16 protein-coding genes are annotated in these 22549 nt (G+C 55.2%); 3 read left to right on the forward strand and 13 right to left on the reverse strand.

Annotation, left to right across the window (positions count from 1 at the left end; all coding sequences use genetic code 11):
* Positions 1-79: 79 nt before the first annotated feature.
* Entirely contained in the window at positions 80-3475 is a 3396-nt protein-coding gene (locus ADICEAN_RS00270) for a methylmalonyl-CoA mutase family protein (RefSeq protein ID WP_009193473.1), read from the reverse strand.
* 182 nt (positions 3476-3657) lie between these two features.
* Between ADICEAN_RS00270 and ADICEAN_RS00275 the strand changes: the two genes are divergently transcribed.
* Positions 3658-4461 carry a patatin-like phospholipase family protein gene (locus ADICEAN_RS00275; protein ID WP_009193474.1) on the forward strand — a complete coding sequence of 268 codons (804 nt, stop codon included), beginning with the start codon at positions 3658-3660 and terminating at the stop codon, positions 4459-4461.
* Between the two features lie 408 nt (positions 4462-4869).
* On the opposite strand, the gene ADICEAN_RS00285 is transcribed toward ADICEAN_RS00275, so the two are convergent.
* The 4 genes from ADICEAN_RS00285 to ADICEAN_RS00300 all read right to left on the reverse strand — a co-directional run bounded on the left by ADICEAN_RS00285 (position 4870) and on the right by ADICEAN_RS00300 (position 10459).
* Complete coding sequence (locus tag ADICEAN_RS00285) at positions 4870-5277, reverse strand: DUF4625 domain-containing protein (protein WP_009193476.1); 408 nt, start codon at positions 5275-5277, stop codon at positions 4870-4872.
* A 181-nt stretch (positions 5278-5458) separates the two neighbouring features.
* A complete protein-coding gene (locus ADICEAN_RS00290; RefSeq protein WP_009193477.1) occupies positions 5459-6250 on the reverse strand; it encodes a DUF4625 domain-containing protein in 792 nt (263 codons plus the stop codon).
* A gap of 368 nt (positions 6251-6618) precedes the next feature.
* Positions 6619-9036 (reverse strand): patatin-like phospholipase family protein, encoded by a 2418-nt coding sequence (locus tag ADICEAN_RS00295; protein WP_009193478.1) that lies wholly within the window; start codon positions 9034-9036, stop codon positions 6619-6621.
* A 274-nt stretch (positions 9037-9310) separates the two neighbouring features.
* A complete protein-coding gene (locus tag ADICEAN_RS00300) occupies positions 9311-10459 on the reverse strand; it encodes a THUMP domain-containing class I SAM-dependent RNA methyltransferase (protein ID WP_040395871.1) in 1149 nt (382 codons plus the stop codon).
* Positions 10460-10596: 137 nt separating this feature from the next.
* On the opposite strand from ADICEAN_RS00300, the gene ADICEAN_RS00305 reads away from it, so the two are divergent.
* Positions 10597-11238, forward strand: coding sequence for a DUF4494 domain-containing protein (locus ADICEAN_RS00305; protein ID WP_009193480.1), 642 nt, complete (start codon positions 10597-10599; stop codon positions 11236-11238).
* 165 nt (positions 11239-11403) lie between these two features.
* Positions 11404-12765, forward strand: a complete 1362-nt coding sequence (locus ADICEAN_RS00310; protein WP_009193481.1) for a sigma-54-dependent transcriptional regulator — start codon at positions 11404-11406, stop codon at positions 12763-12765.
* 406 nt (positions 12766-13171) lie between these two features.
* Here the strand turns inward: ADICEAN_RS00310 and alr are convergent, their stop codons facing one another.
* The 8 genes from alr to ADICEAN_RS00350 all read right to left on the reverse strand — a co-directional run bounded on the left by alr (position 13172) and on the right by ADICEAN_RS00350 (position 22536).
* Entirely contained in the window at positions 13172-14350 is a 1179-nt protein-coding gene (alr, locus tag ADICEAN_RS00315) for an alanine racemase (protein ID WP_236612838.1), read from the reverse strand.
* Between the two features lie 84 nt (positions 14351-14434).
* Positions 14435-15592 (reverse strand): amidohydrolase, encoded by a 1158-nt coding sequence (locus ADICEAN_RS00320; RefSeq protein ID WP_009193483.1) that lies wholly within the window; start codon positions 15590-15592, stop codon positions 14435-14437.
* A 2-nt stretch (positions 15593-15594) separates the two neighbouring features.
* Positions 15595-16665, reverse strand: coding sequence for an alanine racemase (locus ADICEAN_RS00325; RefSeq protein ID WP_009193484.1), 1071 nt, complete (start codon positions 16663-16665; stop codon positions 15595-15597).
* Between the two features lies 1 nt (position 16666).
* The gene (locus ADICEAN_RS00330) at positions 16667-17104 is read right to left on the reverse strand and encodes a GNAT family N-acetyltransferase (protein ID WP_009193485.1); all 438 of its coding nucleotides are present in this window, start codon (positions 17102-17104) and stop codon (positions 16667-16669) included.
* A gap of 23 nt (positions 17105-17127) precedes the next feature.
* Positions 17128-18582, reverse strand: coding sequence for a sodium:solute symporter family protein (locus ADICEAN_RS00335; protein WP_009193486.1), 1455 nt, complete (start codon positions 18580-18582; stop codon positions 17128-17130).
* Positions 18583-19135: 553 nt separating this feature from the next.
* A complete protein-coding gene (locus ADICEAN_RS00340; protein WP_009193487.1) occupies positions 19136-19888 on the reverse strand; it encodes a succinate dehydrogenase/fumarate reductase iron-sulfur subunit in 753 nt (250 codons plus the stop codon).
* A 1-nt stretch (position 19889) separates the two neighbouring features.
* A complete protein-coding gene (locus tag ADICEAN_RS00345; RefSeq protein ID WP_009193488.1) occupies positions 19890-21824 on the reverse strand; it encodes a fumarate reductase/succinate dehydrogenase flavoprotein subunit in 1935 nt (644 codons plus the stop codon).
* A 19-nt stretch (positions 21825-21843) separates the two neighbouring features.
* A complete protein-coding gene (locus ADICEAN_RS00350; protein ID WP_009193489.1) occupies positions 21844-22536 on the reverse strand; it encodes a succinate dehydrogenase cytochrome b subunit in 693 nt (230 codons plus the stop codon).
* Between the last annotated feature and the right edge of the window lie 13 nt (positions 22537-22549).

Genomic DNA, 22549 nt, shown 5'->3' on the forward strand with positions numbered 1-22549 from the left:
TATTATGAAACTCTTTCTAAGGTTACGAGGGGATGTAATCTTAATCAGCAGGAAGTCAATATCAGCAATTGCTTTGTTTCTACATATTCCTCCGGTACTGCCCGCCCACCTCAAACAAGGCATTCGTAATCTGGCCCAGGCTGCAGTATTTGGCGGCTTCCATGATGCCTTCAAAGACGTTGCGGTTCTGGATGGCCAGGAGCTGCAGCTTGCGAAGCTGCTCCTTTGCCTGTTCGGCGTTGCGCTGCTGCAGGTTCTGGACGGTTTCGATCTGGGCGGTCTTTTCTTCTTCGGTAGCGCGGATCACCTCACTTGGGATGATGGTGGGGCTGCCTTTTGAGCTCAGGAAGGTGTTTACCCCAATGATCGGCAGCTCACCCGTATGTTTCAGGGTCTCGTAGTAAAGGCTTTCTTCCTGGATCTTGCTGCGCTGGTACATGGTTTCCATGGCACCCAGCACGCCGCCCCGCTCGGTAATGCGGTCAAACTCCTGAAGCACGGCCTCTTCTACCAGCTCGGTGAGCTCTTCAATGATAAAGGCACCCTGCAGGGGGTTCTCGTTCCGGGCCAGGCCCAGCTCCCGGTTGATGATCAGCTGGATGGCCATGGCGCGGCGCACCGAATCCTCGGTAGGGGTGGTGATGGCCTCGTCGTAGGCGTTGGTGTGCAGCGAGTTGCAGTTATCGTAGATGGCAAAGAGGGCCTGCAGCGTGGTGCGGATATCGTTAAAGTCGATCTCCTGCGCGTGCAACGAACGGCCGCTGGTCTGGATGTGGTACTTCAGCATCTGGCTGCGCTCGTCGGCGCCGTATTTGTTGCGCAGCGCCTTGGCCCAGAGGCGACGGGCCACCCGGCCAATGACCGAGTACTCGGCATCGGTACCGTTGCTGAAGAAGAAGCTCAGGTTGGGGGCAAACTTGTTGATGTCCATGCCCCGGCTCAGGTAGTACTCGATGTAGGTAAAGCCGTTGGCCAGCGTAAAGGCCAGCTGTGAGATGGGGTTGGCGCCCGCTTCGGCGATGTGGTAGCCGCTGATGGAGACCGAGTAGAAGTTGCGAATGTTATGCTCAATGAAGTACTGCTGCATGTCGCCCATCAGGCGCAGCGAGAACTCCGTGGAGAAGATACAGGTATTCTGCGCCTGGTCTTCCTTCAGGATATCGGCCTGCACCGTACCCCGCACGGCGGCTACGGTTCTGGCTTTGATCTGCTGGTACACGTCCTGAGGGAGCACCATATCGCCGGTTACGCCCAGCAGCATCAGGCCCAGGCCGTTGTTGCCTTCAGGCAGCTCGCCACGGTACTGTGGGCGGGCTACCCCCTTGTCCTTATAGATCGCCTCGATCTTCCGGTTCACTTCTTCCTCCAGCCCGTTTTCCTTGATGTAGAGCTCGCATTGCTGGTCAATGGCGGCATTCATGAAGAAGCCGGTGAGCATGGCGGCCGGACCGTTGATGGTCATGGACACCGAGGTGGTGGGGTCGGCCAGGTTAAAGCCGCTGTAGAGCTTCTTGGCATCGTCCAGGCAGCAGATGCTAACGCCCGAGTTGCCGATCTTGCCCCAGATGTCGGGCCGGCGGTCGGGGTCGTTGCCATAGAGGGTCACCGAATCGAAGGCGGTAGAGAGGCGTGCGGCAGGCATGCCCTTGCTAACGTAGTGAAAGCGGCGGTTGGTACGCTCCGGACCCCCTTCGCCGGCAAACATGCGGGTAGGGTCTTCTCCCTGGCGCTTAAAGGGGAATACGCCGGCCGTATAGGGGTACTCGCCGGGCACCCCTTCCTGCAGGTTCCAGCGCAGGATATCGCCCCATGCCCCATAGCGCGGCAGCGAGATCTTGGGCACCTTGGTGTGCGACAGGGTCTCGTGGTAGGTTTTTACCTTGATGTCCTTGCCCCGCACCTGGTACACAAATTCATCCTGGCGGTAGCGCTGCGCTTTTTCTGGCCATTCCTGGATGATCTTCCAGTTCTTGGGGTCCAGCTCCAGCTTTACGCGCTCAAATTCTTCCTGCAGCCCTTTTAGCAGGCGGTCCTTATCCTCCAGGCGGCTGTTCTTAAGGCTGTCCATGGCCTGCTGGATGCCAAAGAGGGTCTGGGCCACACCGGCCTGTTGCTCTACCCACTGGTCATACCCGCGGTTGTTTTCGGAGATCTCGCTCAGATAGCGGGTACGGGCAGGGGGGATAATGAACACCTTCTCGCTCATCTCGTCGGTGATCTCGAAGGAGGAGCGCAGCGCCTCGGCACCGGTGCGCTCCACGATCTTGTCCATCACGGCCTTGTAAAGCTTGTTCATGCCCGGATCGTTGAACTGCGAGGCAATGGTTCCCCAAACCGGCAGCTGCTCGTCAGGGGTTTCCCAGAGGTTGTGGTTACGCTTGTACTGTTTCTTTACATCGCGCAGGGCATCCTGGGCGCCACGCTTGTCAAATTTATTCAGGGCAATGAGGTCGGCAAAGTCCAGCATGTCGATCTTCTCCAGCTGGGTGGCAGCACCATACTCGGGCGTCATCACATAGAGGCTTACATCGCTGTGCTCGGTAATTTCGGTATCGGACTGGCCAATGCCGGAGGTTTCCAGGATGATGAGGTCAAAATCGGCCGCCTTTACAATATCAATGGCATCCTGCACATACTTGCTCAGAGCCAGGTTGCTCTGGCGAGTGGCCAGGGAGCGCATGTATACCCGTTCGTTGGAGATGGCATTCATACGGATGCGGTCGCCCAGCAGCGCGCCTCCTGTTTTGCGTTTGGAGGGGTCTACCGAGATGATAGCCATGCGCTTGTCGGGAAAATCCAGCAGAAAGCGGCGCACCAGCTCATCCACCAGCGAGCTTTTGCCCGCCCCCCCGGTACCGGTAATGCCCAGCACGGGGGTTGGTTTTACCTGGGCACTGGTATCCTGCTTCAGCTGCTGGCGGATGCTGGCAAACTGCTCAGGGAAGTTTTCGGCCGCGGAGATCAGGCGGGCAATGTCTTTGGGTTTCTTGCTTTTCAGGTGCGCCACCTCGCCGTTGAGGTTCTGGCCGGTGGGAAAGTCGCACTGCTGCACCATGTCGTTGATCATGCCCTGCAGGCCCATGGCCCGGCCGTCGTCGGGCGAATAGATGCGGGTAATCCCATACGCATGCAGCTCATCGATCTCGGTGGGCAGGATGGTGCCCCCGCCGCCGCCAAAAATGCGGATATGGCCGGCCCCGCGCTCCTTCAACAGATCAAAAATGTATTTAAAGAACTCTACGTGCCCCCCCTGGTAGGAGGTAATGGCAATGGCCTGGGCATCTTCCTGAATGGCGGTTTCCACAATTTCCTGGGCCGATCGGTTATGGCCCAGGTGAATCACCTCACAGCCGGTGGCCTGAATAATGCGGCGCATGATGTTGATGGCGGCATCGTGCCCGTCGAAGAGGCTGGCGGCCGTAACAATGCGGATGTGGTGCTGGGGTTTATAGGGGGCAAGCGTAGTGCTGGACATGCTGGAAAAGTTAAACGTTTGACAATGAACCTGTTCCCTTTATGAACGCAGCAAAGCGGGGACTGGGTTCAGCTACAATCGATTGCGAAATTACGGATTATGGGGATTATATGCTAACAGACGTTAGGGGCTTTAGCAACTATCCCTCATAGGGACCGTTTGGATTCAGAGAAACACGCACTATGGAGCTGGCAAATCAAGCAAAAAACACCCCCTATGGCACTGGTCTTGTTCTATCGGGCGGGGCCTACAGGGGCATGGGGCAGGTAGGGGCGCTTAAGGCGCTGAAAGAACGAGGCGTAGAACCGGATATCCTCTGCGGAACATCCTCCGGAGCCATCAATGCCGTGCTCTATGCCAGCGGCTACAGTCCGGAAGAAATGCGGGATATCTGGTACAAGGAGCCTTTCGGGAAGGTGCTAAACCTGCACCTGCCCCGCTTTGGCCTGCTCAAGCACAGCAAGATCGGAGAACTGATTGCACCCTACCTGCGCCACCAGCGGCTTGAAGAACTGCCCATTCCCGTTTACCTGACCAGCACCTGCCTGAACGATGGCGAGCAAAAGGTTTTTACCGAAGGGGATCTGCTGCAACTGCTGCAGGCGGCCTGTGCCGTTCCGCTGGTGTTTGAGCCCGTGGAGATCGAGGGGAGGCAGTACATCGATGGGGGTGTGGTGAGCAACCTGCCCGCAGAGCCCCTGCGGCCGCTCTGCCAGCACCTGATCGGCATTTCGGTAAACCCCATTCCCTTCAAAGAAAAGCTGAACGGGATTACCGATACGCTATACCGCACCATCTGGATAGGGCTGGAAGGAAGTGTAAAAAAGACCAGCCAGCTCTGCGACTGGCTCATTGCCCCCACTGAAATGGGCGAGCGGGGATTTATGGAACGCTCAGCCCTGGAGCTCTTTTTCCAGTCCGGCTACGACTTTACCAGCCGGTTTCTGGAAGAGAAGGGGGTGATGCTAACACGTAGACAGAAATAGCGGACTGATCCCGGGACTTTCTAAGCAGCGATGGTGCATATGCATGAAGGAAACATGGGCCAAGCCGCGTGTAGTACAAATAAAATCATATAAAAACATGAATCATCCCGAATTTTCTAGTGGGATAAATACTAAAAAAGGCCTCAGAATTCACTCTGAGGCCTTTTTTATTAAAGTAGGCCGTCATTTCGACCAGCGGGAGAAATCCTGGAAATTTACCAGTAAAGAGTTGTCTTATCCAAGATCTCTCCCGCTGGTCGAGATGACAGCGTTCCCTTGAGTTTTTGGGCTAAAATACTTTAATATGAGTATGTTTAAACCATTTAGAAAATTCAGGATGATTCATGTTTATACTTAAAGCCTACTCCCTACAGTTTGGGAAGGCTCACATGTATGTAAGCTGGCTATCTATTGATTGCGTACCTGAAAAGTCTTATCCCAACTTGCCGTAAGCCCTTCATCATCGGTCGCCAGGAGTACAATCCGGTACGTTCCAGCAGGCGCATTCGAGGGGATCTGGACACTGTAATCAATGGAATAGCTGGCCTGCCCCACCTGAATGGTCTCTCCCTGGCCGGTATCAAAACCATTGTAATAGATGCTGGTAACAATTGTTTCCACTTCTGAATTGTCGGTGACTGTTCCGGCAATCTGAACAGTCTGCCCCACTACAAAGCCTGCTTCTATCTGCGCATCCGTAGGACTGGTGATAGCAAAGACAGGAGGGGTGTTTGCCGGGGCATCGTCGTCCTTGCAGGCCAGAATCCCGAAAGAAAGACAAACGAAAAGAAATGATTTTCGAATAATAGAGTTCATGATAAGGGGTTGAGATAAAAGTAGATTGAACGTTCAAAAAGTTTGTCTTTACTAGTAACGAAAAAATAGCATCAAACGGCGTAGTCAAAAAGTAAAAATTTTCATTTTTAAAAAGAGCTACTTGACAAAAAAAACCCTCAGGGAGAAGCCTAAGGGTTTTGTAGTTAATGTGCTACTGCGTTTAGTTGCCGCATGGATCAATGTTGCGCCAGTTCAAAACTTCGGCATCAATGGTTTGCATGCTGGCAGAATAGGTATAGGTGCGGTTGTCCAATTCTTCGCATTCAGCGCCTTTTTCAACAAATTTCCAGGCGTCAGCAGAATCGTCAGACAAGATGCGGAATTTGTACCCATTACCACCGGCAACAGATTCTTGTGTGATATCGAAGGTGCCGGTATACACGCCATCATTATCATCATCAGTTAGCTCCCACATACCCTCCTGGTCGGCGCCCCAACCGGTCATTTGGCCAACTACAAAAACTTTCGCGCCCTCAGGGGTGTTTTCGGGTACTGTCACACTAAAGGTAGTGTTGCCTTCCGCTGCAGCCCGAACATTAATGTTCCAGGTTTGCTCAAAGTCATTGCCCGAAAGGTCAGTGGCCCGCAGGGTCATCACATGGGTGCCGGCTGCGGCATCATTTGGAATGGTAATGGTTTCATTAAGGGTAGCCGTTGTACCATTAATCTGCGTGGCCGTCCAATTTTTGGTATACCAGGGGGTTGCAGCGGCTCCGGGAGCAGCTACGGTCAGGGAAACGCTTTGCAGGCCTCCATTGTCTGTTACAGTTCCGGCCACAGTATAGGAATCACCCGGATCAAAACCAGCTTCAAGTTGCGCAGTAGTAGGGCTTGTGAGCGTTGCCTCAGGATCTGAAACGTCAATGACAGGTCCTCCTTCGTCGTCTTTACAGGCTACTGAGGTAACGAGTAAAGCTGAAAGCAGTAAATACGAAAACTTTTTCAACAGCATAGATCTAAAAATTAGAGTTTAACAATGGTTAGTAAAAAATGATCTTACCCCTTAGTAACGAGCATAAAGAGAAAAACTCACGCAGGAATTGGAAGATTTTACACAAAAAATATTTAACTATCTGTTAATCAATCAGTTATGTAAATTAAAAAATGCACTAAAAATTATTCTTGTAGGGAGGCCGTGCGGGAAATTAGACGGATTTGGCCTGGCGGAACATATTTTCAGCCCTGTATACCCCTAACTTCTCCTGCGCTACAGGTCGCCTAACACAGATCCAGCGAGCGGAGCAGCTGTCTGCGCCATTCCATGGTGCACTTGCCAGAGTGCCGGGAACCCCTTTGGGGACAGCCGCCGGCTAGTCCTGCCTAGCGGTTCACCAGGGGGCGGGTAGCGGGGGCTGCAGTGGCTACCTTGGGGGCAGGTAGGGTAGGGGGGTGAACCGGCAACTTGCTGGTAGAGGGGCTCTCCGGGCTGGCCGTTTCTGAGTCACTCTTGGTCAGCAGCCGTACAGGTTCTTTCTGCTGCAGAAGCCGCTGGAGCAACTGTAGGGCCTGCTGATTGTCGGGCAGGTAGATGTTGTCCAGAATGTTACGCTTTTCTTTGGTGGTGAGGCGCCAGTTGAGGGAGGCCCGCTCTATTTCTTCTTCTTTAAGCTGGTTAGGAGTCTCACCATCGGCAAACATGGTGCGGGGCTTATACTGCAGGTCTACCCGGTGCAGGGGTACCTCCAGCCAGCTGCGGCTCATCTCCAGCTGGTTGTCATTGTCAATATCCTGCAGGTAGGTCCAGTTCTTGTAAATGTTGTTCAGAGGGGTAAAGAACTTTTGCAGCAGGCTGGGGGCTATGGCCACTTCAATCTCTTTTTCCTTTTCGGAGTCGCGAATGCAGACCACCACTACCCCGGCGGTATGCTCGCCAATCCAGTCCCGGAATACATACAGAAAACGAACCCCATCTTCAATGCCAAAGTTATCGGCAATGCCGCTATCCATGGTCTCCAGGGCCGGCTCGCTGGGCAGTATCTGGTTGGGGGTAATGTAGGGAAAGGTAGCGCTCATGCGCAGGGCGCTGATAAAGCGCAGGCTGTCGGCCCCATGCCCGGCAAACAGACGGCGAAAATCCACCCCCTTTACCTTTGATTCGGCCCGCACCACACTGTCCAGCCCGCTACCGCTCATGTAGGCCATGGACTGGGGGGAGATAAAGAGCTTGCGGCCATCGTTGGTGATGTTGGGGGCGATCAGCATCATGGGGATGAGCCCCTCGGCTTCGGGCTGCCGGTAGGCGGCCAGGGGTTTGTCCAGAAAACCCTGGGTGTTGCGGTTGAGCTGCTGCTCAAAGGCATGGCCTCGATCGCGCTGGTAGCGGTGCCCGCCCCACTCAAAACTGCCGGTTTTGATGAAGAGATCATTCACCAGCAGGCTAAAGATAATGGGGTTAAGATTGTCACGGCTGATGCGGTCCAGGTACTCGGCTGACCAGGGGTCAACCGGCTGCTGCTGGTACTGGCGCAGCACCAGCTCCCGGTAATAGGCAGCGCCCACCATACCGCCAGAGGCGCCGGTAATAAGGGTGGCATGGCGCATCAGACCACCGCTGGTAAGGCTATCGGCCGTTTGCAGGGCTCGCATGGTCCAGAGGGCTGAGCGCTGCCCTCCGCCGCTGGTACATATCAGCACCAGCCGGGGTTTTTCATTGAGGGGAAATTTGTTTCGCCAGTTGGTGAGAATGGCCAGGGTGGCTTCTTTGTCCTCTTGCTGCAGCTGAAGGCTGCTGAGGCTGTCAAGCACCTGCAGGTTGTAGGCCACAGGCGCCTTGCCGTAATCCAGGCCAAAGGCTTCGCTGGGATTCTGAAAATGAGCGTAGCGGGAGGTGGTGTTCAGCACCAGAAAGGCTACAATCACTACGGTAAAGGTCCAGCTGCGCAGCCAGAAGCTCAGGGCACCGGCCACCATCAGCACCACGGTTAGCAGCAGTACGGCACTGGCGGCTGCCGGTAGCTGCAGGGTAGGATAGTCCCTGAAAAAGCCAATGCCCAGGATCAGCAGCAGGAGTATCAGCTCCAGGATTACCGAGTTAAGGTGGTTCTGGTCAAATACCCGCAAAATGGCTTCCTTATCGTAATAGCGGTAGTTGGGCGGTACCTGGCGGGGGCGCAGGTTCAGGTCAAGGTACCAGCTGATGCTGCTGCGCTTGGTTTTGGCTACCTGCAGCCGCTTGGCCATGTTTACCCGGCTGATGCGGATGCGCCGCAGTTTATGGTCTACCTTTTCGGCAAAAAGCAGGAAAATATCTTTGTTGGTAAAGCGAAAGTAGAGGAAAAAAGCTACCAGGATAGCCCCATAGCCACTGAGCAGGCCTGCAAGGTAGAGTACAATACGGGTGGGGGTAATGTACTCATAGTCCAGCTGAAAGCGCACTATGCACACCATATAGGTGATCAGGAACAGGATGGGGATGAGGCAGTTATTAACGCAAAACTTGCCAAAGGGGCGGCTCAGGGTGCCCAGAAAGGAAAAGCGGGGACCATCCAGAATATAGGAGGTAATGTGGTAGGCCATGCTGAAGGCACCAAGGGCCAGGCCGATGATAAAAAAGCTGCTAAAACTCACCCGGCCCTGGTACTCCGGATCTAAAAACAGAAAGGGAATGCCCAGCACCCGCCCAAAGGATTGGAAGATAATGGCAAACAGCACGCCCCAGAGCAGCAGCAAGATCTGGTTTTTCCGGATGTGGTGGATCAGGAGCTGCAGGGGTAAGGACTGGTAAAGTTGCCGTAGCATAAGCCTAGTGGTTGCGCGGGGTGTCTTACAGGAGCACCCTGTCCGGGGAGAGCATAAGAAGGGGCAGGCAGCGGTCAGGCAGAACTATCTTCTTCTTACTTCTTTGTACTTAAAACGTAGCGAGAATGTTGCGGGTTCCGTATCCGGACCGTTAGTTTTTTAACCCTTTTGTTGCAGACCCCCTTACTTCTTCCATAGCGAGGGAATTAATTCCCTCGCTATGGAAGAAGAATAGAAGAAGGGCAGGGGAGGTTGTCAGAATCAGCCCCCTACTTCACTGCCCCCTTTTGGTGCCGGCATACAGCTCATACTCCAGCAGGCGGCCCTCCTGCTGGGCCAGTGGCACAGGAATTTTACGGCTGGTGCGCAGGCCTATGTGTTTGCCCAGGGCAGGGTTGCCCGCTACGATGTAGCCCCAGTAGCCCCCGCATCGGCTCTTAAAGAAATCGCCAATCTGTTTATATACCCCTTCCAGCTCGGTGCTTTCGCCCAGCCGCTCGCCCCACTCGGGGTTCAGGATCACCACACCCCCTTGTTCTTCCGGCAGGGGGGTATCGGCAAAATCACATACCTCAAAACGGATGTGGTCGACCATGCCGGCTTCTTCGGCATTGCGGCGGGCGTTGGTTACGGCCCTGAAGTCCCGGTCGGTGGCCATGATCTGCAGGCGCGGCTGTTGCATTTCGGCGCGGGCCTTGGCTTTCATCTCGGCCCACAGGCTGCTGTCGTAGCCGCGCAGGTGCATAAAGCCAAAATTTTCCCGAAACAGGCCGGGAGGGGTATTGGTGGCCAGCAGGGCTGCTTCTATGGCCAGCGTACCGCTGCCGCACATGGGGTTTACAAAGGGCTTGTCATACTGCCAGCGGGTTTGCTGCACAATACCGGCGGCAATGGTTTCCATCAGGGGGGCCTTGCCCGGCCTGAAGCGGTAGCCATGCTTGGAGATGGTTTCGCCGCTGGTATCTACATACAGGCTCACCCCCTCATCGTACCAGTACAGGAAAAGCACCACCTGGTCTTTTTCCTTGCCGCTATCGGGCCGGCGCTGGTAGAGGGCCTGCATGCGGTCGGCAATGGCATCCTTTAAGCGCAGGCTGGCAAAGCGCCAGTCGCGGATGGTCTCGTTGCGCACAAAGGCATCGATGCTAAAATAACTGTCTACGCGCATCCATTTTTCCCAGGGCAGTTCCCGGGCCTGTTTGTACAGCTCATCGGCGGTGCGGGCAGTAAAGCGGCCCACCTCCAGCAGTACACTATGGGCGGTGCGCAGTTGCAGGTTCAGCCACATGCAGTCGTCCAGCTCGCCCCGGGTCTGTACGCCGGCCGTGGTTTGCTGCACAATGGGGTAGTCCATCAGGCGCAGCTCGGCCGCTACCCAGTCGGCAGTACCCGGCGCACAGCGGATGGTAATGGTTTGCTTCATGGGCCAAAGGTACGTCTCCTTTTCGGGACCGTTCATAAGCTGTGGATAACTTTTGGTCCGGAGGCTGTCTGCCAATGCCGGCGAATCAGTACCTTTCGGTTCTGTAGACTCTGTAACAATTAAAAAATAGGAGAGATATGAAAATCTGGTTTCAGTGTAAGATCAAATATCAGAAAGAGGATGAGAATGGCAGGCTCAAAAATGTTACCGAGCCCTACCTGGTGGATGCCGTATCCTATACCGAAGCAGAAGCCCGTATTTATCAGGAGCTTGGCTCGGTGATCCGCGGCGATTTTGAAGTAACCAGCATTACCAAAAGCAAGATCTCTGATATCTTCCACTACGATGATGCCGAAACCTGGTACAAGTGCAAAGTGACCTATATTGCGGCCGATGACGAAAGCGGCAAGGAAAAGAAAGTAACCAACCAGATGCTGGTATCGGCCCTGGACCTGAAGCAGGCCTGCGAACGGCTGCTGGAGAGCCTGGAAGGCATACTGGTGCAGTTTGAGGTGGTGGAGATCCAGCAGAGCCCGCTGGTAGAGATTTTCCCCTATGTAGAGGACGAAACCAAAGGCAAGGTACGCATTGACGATATGGCCCCCCAGGCCGTGCGGGAAGAAGAAGTAACGCTAAAACCCATCCCCCCAACACCCGCGCTGGCGAGCCAGGAAGAGGATGAGGAAGAAGATAGCGCCTTTGAACCTCAGGCCCTGCTGCAGGAAGCAGAACTGGAGGAAGAACTGGAAGCGGAACTCGACAGCGAAACCGAACTTTAAGAACAAAAGAAAGAAAAGCAGCTCATTGGCTGCTTTTTTTTCGTGCCTTCTCCAGAATTCTTGAGCTGAAAAGTTAAGAATATTAAGATAAATTACATTAATATTACATACTGGAATGGGTGCTATTAGGGCAGACCAGCTTATTCATCATCTCTAGTCGAGTACATGCAGGAAGGAACCATCTTACTAGTTGAAGACGATGCCGATTGCCGCTTGCTGTATAGCAAAACTATGCAGGCCGAGGGCTTTGAGGTGATCCTGGCCGAATCCTCCCAGAAAGCTTTTAAGCTGCTGAAGGAGCGAGACATCGACCTGGTGCTGAGTGATGTGAACCTGGCCCATATCAATGGCCTTGAACTGATTGGGCGGTATAAGGAACTGAACCCCTTTGCCGAAGTAATCATGCTCACTGCCTACGGAAGCGTAAAAGACGGTGTGCAGGCCATTAAAACCGGGGCCTACGATTATCTGATCAAGGGCGAAGATAACAAGCGGCTGTTGCCCATGCTGCAGCGGGCCATTGATAAAGTGCGGCTCCACAAACGCCTGCACCGGCTCGAGCAGCAGGTAGGGCAGCACTATACCTTTCAGGAGGTGATTGGCAAATCAGAACCCCTGCAACAGGCCATCAGCATGGCCCGGCAGGTTGCGGGTACTAATGCAACCGTACTGCTGCTGGGCGAAACCGGTACCGGCAAGGAAATTTTTGCCCGCGCCATCCATGCGGCCAGTACCCGGGCCAAGGCAGCCTTTGTAGCCCTTAACTGCAGTGCCTTTGGCAAAGAATTGCTCGAAAGCGAACTGTTTGGCCACAAGGCAGGCTCCTTTACGGGCGCCACCCACGACAAAAAGGGCTTGTTTGAAGAAGCCCATGGCGGTACGCTTTTTCTGGATGAAATAGGGGAGATGCCCCTGGAACTGCAGGCTAAGTTGCTGCGGGTTCTGGAGACCAGTACGTTCATTAAAGTAGGCGATACCAAAACCAGCCGTGTAGATGTGCGCATCATTGCCGCTACCAATAAAAAGCTGGCCAATGCCCACAACGCCCAGTTCAGGCCCGACCTCTATTACCGCCTCTCTGTTTTTGAGATTAACCTGCCGCCCCTGCGGGAACGCAAGGAAGATATACCCCTGCTGGCCAGAGCCTTTATGGCGCACTTTGGGCAGATTACCCAAAAGAAGATCGTTGGCATGAGCAGGGAATTTGAGGAGCAGCTGATGCGCTACCCCTGGAAAGGCAACATTCGGGAGCTGCGCAATGTGATTGAGCGAGCGGTGATCCTTACCGATGGTTCCCTGCTGGATGAAGCCGTGCTACCCTATGAAGTAAAGTTTGGACCTTCGCTGGAGGAACAGCTACAGGAAAGCAACCAGTTTGACCTGGCCTTTGTAGAGCGCACGCATATACAGCGCGTGCTCAAACTGACCAGGGGCAACAAAGCTAAAACAGCACGCATGCTCAACATTGGGTTATCTACCCTATACCGCAAATTATCAGAGTATAACCTGCAGGAAGCCGAAGCCTGAAAGATGGAAGCTCTCCATAATCAGGCAGGCTCCAGGCCTTATCCCGGCGGGTCCGTCTGCACCTAGGTGTGCCCCGGAGTTGGCGACCCTGCTCCACAGGTTGTATGGTTATGCTTTTAACACGGTTTCCGCTTGGTGCGTCACCGCCTACAGAACCCATATGACATGCTGAAGGATGTTGGCCGTACTGTCAAATTGAGAAAGAGGCTATCAAAATAGGAAGGGTGGGCAGGAGTAAAGAAAAGGCGATTATCCATAATTGGTTGCTTATCAGGCAAATAGCCATATAGCATGGATTCCGGTATGGTTTTGGCGGACCAAAAGTGAACCTAGTATTTTTTACTATTTTTTTCAGCTCTCGAAGCCTAAGATGCTCGCATTGACATCTTAGGTTTATTTTTGTGCCCTAGTCCACAATGCTACGGGGGATATCCCCCGGTAAGCGGGTGAGCATTTCATAGTTGAGCTGATGGCTCATTTCACTAAAGGAGGCTACGCTGATTTCCTCCTCTCCCTGGCGCCCGATCAGCACCACCTCATCGCCTTTTTGCACCCCGCTCAGCGCACTAATATCAACCATCAGCAGGTTCATGTTCACTACCCCTACTACAGCCGCCGGCTGCCCCTGTATAAGCACCCTGCCAACATTGCTAAGGCTGCGGGCAAAGCCATAGGCATAGCCTACCGGTACGGTGGCAATGCGCATATCGGTCTGGGCCAGGCAGGAGGTGCCATAGCCAATATACTCTCCCTCTTGTACGGCTTTTACACTCATCACCTTGCTCCGCCAGCGAATGAGCCGGCGCAGGGGGTCCTGCTGCTGGGGTTGCTTCTCCAGAAAAAGGGTACGGGTTTCAAGATTGGGCCAAAAGCCATAGAGCATTATGCCAATGCGCACCAGCTCCATGCGGGTTTCGGGATAGTTGAGGCTGGCGGCCGAGCAGGCCGTATGGCGCATGGCGGGCCTGAGGCCGGCCCCGCAAAATTCCTCATACAGGGCATTGTACTGCTCCAGTTGCTGGCCAATGCGGGGAGAATTGGCCATTTCTTCGGCGCCGGCAAAATGGGTGCACAGACTCATTAGCCGCAGATGCGGGGTATGTTGTTTAAGCAGCTCCAGAATGGCAGGCAGCTCATCCCTGTCAAATCCGGTGCGGTTCATGCCTGTTTCTACCTCCAGGTGAATACGGGCGGGCTTCCCCAGGCTACGGGCGGCTGCAATGGCCGCTTGCAGTCGATCGGTCTCAAACACAAAGAACTCAATATCCTGGCTGATGGCCCAGGGCAGATCTTCATTTTCAATCAGGCCCATGATCAGAATGGTGGCTTCACCCTTGGTCTTCTGCCAGACCCGCAAGGCCTCATGCGCACTAAAAACACTGATGTGGGTAATGCCGGCTTCCAGGCAGAGCTGGGTCATGTGCTCCAGGCCATGGCCATAGGCATTGCCTTTGAGCACAGCCGAAAGCTGAACGTCTGGCTCCAGGAGCGTACGTACAAAGGCAACATTGGATTGAAAGGCCGTTCGGCTAAGCTCAATGCTGGAAGTATGGCGTACGGAGGGGGTATGGGGAATCATAGACATGGTATTGAGCATAACGGCTCCAGCCGGGGGGCTGTTTGCTCGGGCTGGGTAAGTGCCCCATTTTTCTGAACCACCCTTTGCTGCTTAGTGGCCCAGCAGCTGTCCGATCAGCGCCCAGTACATCCGAAGGCCATAGGGGAGCAGGGCATCGGGAAAGTCATAGGCTGCATTGTGCAGGTTGGGCTGCTCAAGCCCCGCACCCAGGCCAAAGAAGCCCGAAGGGGCCAGCTGGTTGTAGCAGCCAAAATCTTCTGACCAGCGAAAGGGATCCTGCTTCAGGTGTACATCAAGGCCGGCGGCAGTAGCGGCCCTCTGCATGCAGGCAAAGGCCTCCGCTCCGTTGGTGGTGGCCGGAAATACTTCCCGGTACTCAAGGCTGAGGCCGAGGCCCTGCGCCGATGCTGTCTGGTGCAGGAGGTGTTCTACGGCTTCGCTCAGCCGGTCCATATCGGGCTGCAGGTTGGCCCGCAGGGTGGCCAGCAGCTCTGCCTCACCTGGGGAGATACCAAAGGAGGAATCGCCCAGGCGGGCATGGGTAAGGGTGAGCAGGCTCAGTTCTGCCGGTTGGGTGGTGGGGGGCAGCTTGGGCAATTGCTGCAGCAGTTCGGCGAGGGCATTTGCCGGGGAGTGGCCCAGCTCGGGCTCGGCGGCATGGGCGGTGCGCCCCCTGAGAGTTACATGCAGCCCCTTGGAGGCAGGGCAGAAGGTGCCCTCTCGCAGCACCACCTGGCCCAGGGGGTAACCCGGCAGGTTGTGCAGCCCGAAGATGTAATCAGGCGCCAGACTGGTAAAGCGCTCGTCTTTCAGCAGGGCTCGGGCGCCCTGTCCGGTCTCTTCGGCGGGTTGCATCAGTAATAAAAGCCTGCCCCGCTTCAGGGGATGGCGGGCCAGCAGGGGTGCCAGGCCGGCTAGCATGCTCATGTGTCCGTCGTGCCCGCATTTGTGGGATACCCCCTGCTTCCGGGAGGAGTAGGGGAGCTGGTTGGCATCGGCTATGGGCAGGGCGTCCATATCGGCCCGCAGCATAAGAGTGGGCCCTAGCTTCTTCCCTTCAAAGATAGCGACCAGGCCGGTGCCCGAGCCCAGCCCGCTCAGCAGCTGGCCGGGGGAGTAGCGCTGCAGATAGTGCTGCAGGTGTTGGGCGGTGTCCGTCTCCTGTCCGGAAAGTTCGGCCAGCCGGTGCAGCTCGTGCCGCAGCTGTGTAAGTTCTGCTAAGAGAGGGCTAAGCTCGGGAAGCGTCATGCTCAGGCAATGCGTTTTTCTACGTAATAGGAATTCAGGACGGAAAGAGCCCCCATGTAGCGGAGCTTAAAGGGAATCACATCGCCTACCTTATATCCTCGTTCATTCTGGCCCAGGTCGATCACCAGCATATCGGAAGAGGCGCCCACCACCTCAAAATCATGCCCCTCCAAGATCAGGTATTTTGGGTCGATGTCCAGCAGGCCCACATCCAGAATGGCCCGGCAGCTGTACTGGCCAAAGAGCGTGCTATCCACCTCATGCACCTGGCCCTGGGGGTTGGCGGCCATTTCGCCAATGGGCACCATAGGCTTGCGCGTAATTTCAATGATCTCGGTAAAAAGCTCAAATACATCATCGCGCATGCCTTCTACCGTTTGGTTGGTAAAGAGGTTGAGGCCAAAATAGAGAATTTCTCCCACCCGGAAGTGGTTGATGCCCCTGGGGATTTGCTTGCTGAAGAGCAGGGGTACCGTTACGCTGGTGCCGCCCGAGATCCAGGGAATGGAGCGGTTGAATTTAAGCTCGATGATCTGCTTGTAAAGGCTGAGCTGCACCAGTTTGTCCTGCGAGGGCATAACCCCATGCAGGCAGTTGAGGTTGGTGCCCAGGCCAATGACTTCAATGTTGGGCAGGTCAAACACTTTCTCGTAGAAATTCACCAGGTTTTCGCCCATTACCCCTTCCCGCAGGTCGCCGGTTTCCACCATAATGATCACCTTGTGCTGCTTCTGCTGCCGCACCGCCTCATCGCTCAGCAGTTTAAGGGTATAGTATTCGGTGTTCATGCTCACATCGGCAAAGCTGATGATGTTGCTGATGCTGCCCCTGGCCGGGGGTTTGATGTAGACGGTCTGCACTCCGGGCTCCAGCTCCTTGATGCGGCGCAGGTTGCTGATGCGGGAGTCGTGGATTTCGCGTATGCCCAGTTCAATGAGCAGTTTAAGGTATTTTTTATTGCCACACAGCAGTTTTGATACAACCCCCCAGCTAAGCCCGTGTTCTTCAAAAAGCCGGGTCAGGAAGGTGTAATTGTGCTCCAGATTGGCTTTGTACAGGTTCAGGTACGCCATGTTATCGGGTCAGTCGCATTTCAAGGTACTTGTTGGTAAAGCCCAGCCGTTCGTAGAGGCGCCGGGCGGGGTTATCGGGCTCCACATGCAGGGCAATGCCCCCCTTGGCCTGGGCTATGGCGCGTTCCATCAGCTGTCGGCCCAGTCCCTTGCCCCGCTGGTTGCCATGTACGGCAATGTATACCAGGATATTCTCTGGAATATAGCCTTCCATGCCCGTCTGGTTCATGACCACGGCACCCACGATCGCGCCCCCTTCCCGGGCCAGCAGCACAAAGCCCCCCTGATGGCCGTAGGGGCTCAGGGCGTAATCCAGGCATTTCATAATGTCTTCTCTGGCATCGCCAAACTGGTCCAGGTGCTCAAATAAGAAGTTGGCGATCTCGGTTTTCTCCAGGATGGAGGGGGTATCCATGGAGGTCAGTATCGTAAAGTCCATATGCATTGTAAGTGAGTTATGTATCATGCAGCGGCCTGCTGGTGTAACACCGGCAGCGGGCGTAATGTTGAAATACTACAATAAGTGATCAGCGAGCCCAGCAGGCCAAAGAGGTTGGCATCCAGCGAATAGGGCAGGGGAATAGCCAGCACCGTCAGCACTACGGTAAGGCTGCCCCCGACCAGCATGGCCCAGAAGGCTGCCTGGCCGTGCCGGCTACCAAAAAACAGGGCGGCCACCAGCGGCACCAGCAGGCCGCTGACCATAAAGGCATAGGAGTAGAGCATCAGGCTAAGTACGTTATGCATAAAGGAGGCAAGCCCCAGGGCCAGCACCCCTATGCCCAGGGTAATCCATTGCGAGAGCCGCAGCACCCCCTTTTCGCTGAGGGCTTGTTTTCGGAGATTGCCGATCAGGTCGGTCACCACATTGCCGGAGGCAGCCATCAGGCAGCTGTCGGCTGTGGAAAGAATGGCCGAGAAGTAGGCCGACATCATCAGGCCCATAAGCCCCACCGGCAGTACGGTGCGCAGCAGCAGGGGTAGCCCCTGCTCGGCATCCAGGGCGCCGGCATCGGCCAGGCCCATGTAGGCAAACATGCCCTGCTCGGCCGCTACCCGGGAGAGCAGGCCCAGACTTACCCCCATCAGGGCCATGATGGGCCATTCAAACAAGCCGGCAATGAACCAGGCCTTTTTGGCGGATTGCTCATTACGGCAGGCAAAGATGCGCTGGTAGAGGGTCATGCCCACAAACCAGATGGGGATAATGGTGATGGCCCAGTTGAGCAGCTGCACCCAGCCAATGTTGCTAAAGCTGAAGAAGTGGGGTGGCAGCGTCGCCTGGATAGCGGCCCAGCCCCCTACGGCATAATAACAGACTGGCAGGCCAATGAAGAGCAGGCCGGCCATCAGGATGATCCACTGAACGGTATCGGTATAGATTACAGCCTTGATACCCCCCATAACGGTATAGACCACTGCCAGCACCCCCATGATCAGCAGGGCCGGCAGCAACTCCAGCCCGGCAAAGGTGCCCGAGGCGAGTTTAGCACCCGCCAGCATCTGGCTGCTGGTAAAGCCGGTATAGCCAATGGCTGAGATAATCCCCGCCAAAAGGGCCACCCGGCGGCCAAAAAAGTGGCCGTAAAGCTGCGGAAGGGTAAAGAAGTGGGCAAATGCCCTGTTTTGCCGCACCCGGGGTATGAGCAGCACGGCGGCTAGCCAGGCGCCCAGCAGACCGGTAAAGAGCATCCAGGAGCCGGAGAGCCCCATCAGAAAGCCCAGGCCACCCAGGCCAATGGAAAAACCGCCCCCAACATCGGTAGCTACTACCGACAGGCCAATGTGCCAGCTGCCCATCTGCCGGCCGCCTACATAATAATCTTCAGTGCCGCTGTTCTTTTTAAGAAAATAAACGCCAATACCAAGCATCCCCAGCATGTAGGCCAGGAAAATGGTGATATCGATAAAGTGCATGAATCTGTTGGTTGACCAGAACCCTAAGGTACTAAAAAATGGCCCGCCTACCGAATTTTAGGCCTAATCTCCCCTGAGAGTACAAGGCTTTGTGCAATTTCTGCAAGGGATGCTGAGCTAACGGCAAGGGAAAATGGGATAGACGCATGGCTGAAGCCACTTTATACACAACTTAACGTAATGCGTCATCCCCGCCCAGGCGGGGATCTGTTAACACTATACTGCACAGATAGCTGTATAAGAGATTCCATATAATCCGTGCTGCACAACAGGGCTTAGGCTCGCCCTTAAGAGTATACTCCCCCCCCCAGGGATGGCACGAGTCAGGTGTTGGTGAGAACACCAACAACACGAAGAGGGTAGAATTTGCGAGCCCAGGCATACCCAACTGGTCTCTTGCCTGGTGTTTTCACCAAGCAATGTATCGGGTAGCTAGTAAAAGCTCCTATACAAGATCTGAAACCAGAAGGCCTAAGGGCAAGTAAGGGGGAGGGCACAAGCCAAAAAAGCCCCACCGTTTCCAGTGGGGCTCTTCTTATGAAAGCGTACAGGCTTATACGTTATCCGACGTAAACTTGGCGGTGATGTACTCCCGGTTCATCATGGCGATGAAGTCCTGGCTAATTTCCTTGGGACATTCTACCGAACAGGCCTGGGTGTTGGTGCAGTTGCCAAAACCTTCGGCATCCATCTGGGCCACCATTTTCTCCACGCGGTTCTTACGCTCTACCTTACCCTGTGGCAGCAGGGCCAGCTGCGACACCTTGGCGGCTACAAAGAGCATGGCCGAGGCATTCTTGCAGGCCGCCACGCAGGCACCGCAGGAGATGCAGGTAGCTGCATTAAAGGCCTCGTCGGCAATCTTCTTAGGCACGGGTATTTCGTTGGCATCGGGTACGCCGCCGGTGTTTACCGATACATAGCCACCGGCCTGTATGATGCGGTCAAAGGCCGAGCGGTCTACCACCAGGTCTTTGATCACCGGGAAGGCCTTGGCCCGCCAGGGCTCTACGGTTATGGTATCGCCGTCCTTAAACACGCGCATGTGCAGCTGGCAGGTAGCCGTGCCCTGCATGGGGCCGTGCGGGCGCCCGTCAATGTGCATGGCGCAGGAGCCACAAATACCCTCGCGGCAGTCATGGTCGAAATGAACCGGTTCTTCGCCCTTCTTCACCAGCTGTTCGTTCAGCACGTCCATCATCTCCAGAAAGGACATATGATGGTTGATGTCGGTCATTTCGTATTTTACAAACCCACCTTTGTCGTGCGGGCCTTTTTGTCTCCAAACATTAAGCGTCAGGTTCATATTATTTGTAGCTACGTTGGGTCAGTTTCACATTGTCAAATTGGAGGGGCTCCTTGTGGAGCTGTGGCTCGGCATTGGCGCCGGTATACTGCCAGGCAGCTACATAGGTAAATTCCTCATCGTTACGCAGGGCCTCGCCCTCGGGAGTCTGGTACTCATCCCGGAAGTGACCGCCACAGCTTTCTTCGCGGTGCAGGGCATCACGGCACATTAGCTCGCCCAGCTCCAGGAAGTCGGCCACGCGGTTGGCCTTCTCCAGCGACATGTTCAGCTCATCTACATTGCCGCCTACATTTACATCTTTCCAGAAATCGGCACGCAGCTGCTGAATGAGCCCAATGGCTTTTTGCAGGCCTTCGGCATTTCGGGCCATACCGCAGTATTCCCACATAATGTTGCCGAGCTCGCGGTGGAAGTCATCTACCGTACGCTTGCCTTTGATGCTCATCAGCTTGTTGATGGTGTCCTTTACCCCTTTCTCGGCCTCATCAAAGGCAGGGTGGCTGGCATCCACTTTCTGGAAGGGCAGGCTGGCAATGTAATCGCCCAGGGTGTAGGGGATCACAAAATAGCCGTCTGCCAGACCCTGCATCAGCGCTGAAGCCCCCAGGCGGTTGGCGCCATGGTCAGAGAAGTTGGCCTCGCCCAGCGCATACAGGCCGGGAATGTTGGTCATCAGGTTATAGTCCACCCACAGGCCACCCATGGTGTAGTGCACCGCAGGGTAGATCATCATAGGGGTGGTATAGGGATCATCGCCGGTAATCTTCTCATACATCTCAAAGAGGTTGCCGTAGCGGGCCTCTATGGTATTGCGTCCGTCGCGGCGGATGGCATCGGCAAAATCCAGGTACACAGCCAGGCCGGTACCGCCTACGCCACGCCCTTCATCACACACATACTTGGCGTTGCGGCTGGCTACGTCGCGGGGCACCAGGTTACCAAAAGAGGGGTAGCGGCGCTCCAGGTAGTAATCGCGGGCTTCTTCGGGCAGGTCGGTGGGTTTGATCTCGCCTTTGCGGATGCGGGCGGCATCTTCCAGGCTTTTGGGTACCCACACCCGGCCATCGTTGCGCAGCGACTCCGACATCAGCGTAAGCTTAGACTGGTAGGTGCCCGATACGGGAATGCAGGTAGGGTGGATCTGGGTAAAGCAGGGGTTGGCAAAGAGGGCGCCTTTGCGGTGGGCTCTCCAGGCAGCGGTGGCGTTAGAGGCCATGGCGTTGGTAGAGAGGTAGAACACGTTGCCATAGCCGCCGGTACACAGCAGCACGGCATGGCCGGCATGGCGCTCAATTTTGCCGGTGATCAGGTTGCGGGTAATGATGCCCCGGGCCTGGCCATCAACCAGTACCAGATCCAGCATTTCGGTGCGGGTATAGAGCTTCACCTTGCCGGTGGCTACCTGCCGGCTCAGGGCGCTGTAGGCCCCCAGCAGCAGCTGCTGGCCGGTCTGCCCCTTGGCATAGAAGGTACGGCTTACCTGGGCGCCGCCAAAGGAGCGGTTGTCCAGCAGGCCGCCGTACTCGCGGGCAAAGGGTACCCCCTGGGCCACGCACTGGTCAATGATGTTGACCGAAACCTGTGCCAGGCGGTATACGTTGGCCTCGCGGCTGCGGTAGTCACCCCCCTTTACGGTATCGTAGAAGAGGCGGTAGACCGAGTCGCCATCGTTCTGATAGTTTTTGGCAGCATTGATACCCCCTTGTGCGGCAATGGAGTGTGCACGGCGGGGGCTGTCATGAAAGGTAAATACTTTTACGTTATAGCCCAACTCGGCCAGCGATGCGGCAGCGGAGGCACCCGCCAGGCCTGTACCTACTACAATAATATCGAACTTGCGCTTGTTGGCCGGGTTTACCAGCTTAACGTTGAACTTATGTTTTTCCCACTTTTCCGCCAGGGGTCCTTCCGGTATTCTTGAATTCAAATTCATGGAGATGCTGGGATTTAGATTAGTTTATATTACGGAAAAAGTAGATGTACAGGGGCATCAGGGCAAAAACGAATGGCACAATAATGGAGAACCAAAGCGAAACGTTTCGGATAATTGGCCAGTACTTCTTGTGGCGCCAGCCCAGGGTCTGGAAGGCGCTCTGAAAGCCATGATACAGGTGAAAGGCCAGAAAGACCATCATCACTACATAGAAAAGCGTATAAGGCAGGCTTGAGAACGAGTCCCGCACCACTGCATAGAGGTTCTTAATGTCGCCCCCTTCCTGGTAATTGATGGTAGGCACCATGCCCCACTTAAGGGAATACCAGAAGTTAGACATGTGAATAACGATGAAAACCAGTACCAGTGTTCCCAGTATGCCCATGTTGCGGGCCGACCAGGTTACGTGTGGAGAAGGTTTGGCAGCCTTGTAGGGAACCGGGCGTGCCTTGCGGTTGTGGTAGGCCAGCATCAGGGTAATCAGCACGTGGGCGATTATGGCGGCATACAGCAGGTAGCGCACGATCATAATGCCCAGATTGCCCGTCATAAAGGCCGTGTATTCGTTAAATGCCCGCCCTTCATCCGGCTTAAACAGCAACAGGTTGCCGGTAACGTGCCCGACCAGGAAGAAGATAAGGAATAAACCCGTTAGGGCTGTCAGGAATTTACGACCAATGGAACTCGTAAACGTTTGTGTTAACCAACTCATGGATGTTTCTAGA

Source organism: Cesiribacter andamanensis AMV16 (assembly GCF_000348925.1).
Lineage (GTDB): Bacteria > Bacteroidota > Bacteroidia > Cytophagales > Cyclobacteriaceae > Cesiribacter > Cesiribacter andamanensis.

Excerpts from the sequence above, each read along its gene's own strand:
- ADICEAN_RS00290 (WP_009193477.1), bottom strand. The coding sequence starts at position 6,250 with ATGCTGTTGAAAAAGTTTTCGTATTTACTGCTTTCAGCTTTACTCGTT.
- ADICEAN_RS00305 (WP_009193480.1), top strand. The coding sequence starts at position 10,597 with ATGAAAATCTGGTTTCAGTGTAAGATCAAATATCAGAAAGAGGATGAG.
- ADICEAN_RS00325 (WP_009193484.1), bottom strand. The coding sequence starts at position 16,665 with ATGGCGTACCTGAACCTGTACAAAGCCAATCTGGAGCACAATTACACC.
- ADICEAN_RS00275 (WP_009193474.1), top strand. The coding sequence starts at position 3,658 with ATGGAGCTGGCAAATCAAGCAAAAAACACCCCCTATGGCACTGGTCTT.
- ADICEAN_RS00295 (WP_009193478.1), bottom strand. The coding sequence starts at position 9,036 with ATGCTACGGCAACTTTACCAGTCCTTACCCCTGCAGCTCCTGATCCAC.
- ADICEAN_RS00350 (WP_009193489.1), bottom strand. The coding sequence starts at position 22,536 with ATGAGTTGGTTAACACAAACGTTTACGAGTTCCATTGGTCGTAAATTC.
- ADICEAN_RS00320 (WP_009193483.1), bottom strand. The coding sequence starts at position 15,592 with ATGACGCTTCCCGAGCTTAGCCCTCTCTTAGCAGAACTTACACAGCTG.
- ADICEAN_RS00285 (WP_009193476.1), bottom strand. The coding sequence starts at position 5,277 with ATGAACTCTATTATTCGAAAATCATTTCTTTTCGTTTGTCTTTCTTTC.
- ADICEAN_RS00335 (WP_009193486.1), bottom strand. The coding sequence starts at position 18,582 with ATGCACTTTATCGATATCACCATTTTCCTGGCCTACATGCTGGGGATG.
- ADICEAN_RS00300 (WP_040395871.1), bottom strand. The coding sequence starts at position 10,459 with ATGAAGCAAACCATTACCATCCGCTGTGCGCCGGGTACTGCCGACTGG.
- ADICEAN_RS00270 (WP_009193473.1), bottom strand. The coding sequence starts at position 3,475 with ATGTCCAGCACTACGCTTGCCCCCTATAAACCCCAGCACCACATCCGC.
- ADICEAN_RS00310 (WP_009193481.1), top strand. The coding sequence starts at position 11,404 with ATGCAGGAAGGAACCATCTTACTAGTTGAAGACGATGCCGATTGCCGC.
- alr (WP_236612838.1), bottom strand. The coding sequence starts at position 14,350 with ATGTCTATGATTCCCCATACCCCCTCCGTACGCCATACTTCCAGCATT.
- ADICEAN_RS00345 (WP_009193488.1), bottom strand. The coding sequence starts at position 21,824 with ATGAATTTGAATTCAAGAATACCGGAAGGACCCCTGGCGGAAAAGTGG.
- ADICEAN_RS00330 (WP_009193485.1), bottom strand. The coding sequence starts at position 17,104 with ATGGACTTTACGATACTGACCTCCATGGATACCCCCTCCATCCTGGAG.
- ADICEAN_RS00340 (WP_009193487.1), bottom strand. The coding sequence starts at position 19,888 with ATGAACCTGACGCTTAATGTTTGGAGACAAAAAGGCCCGCACGACAAA.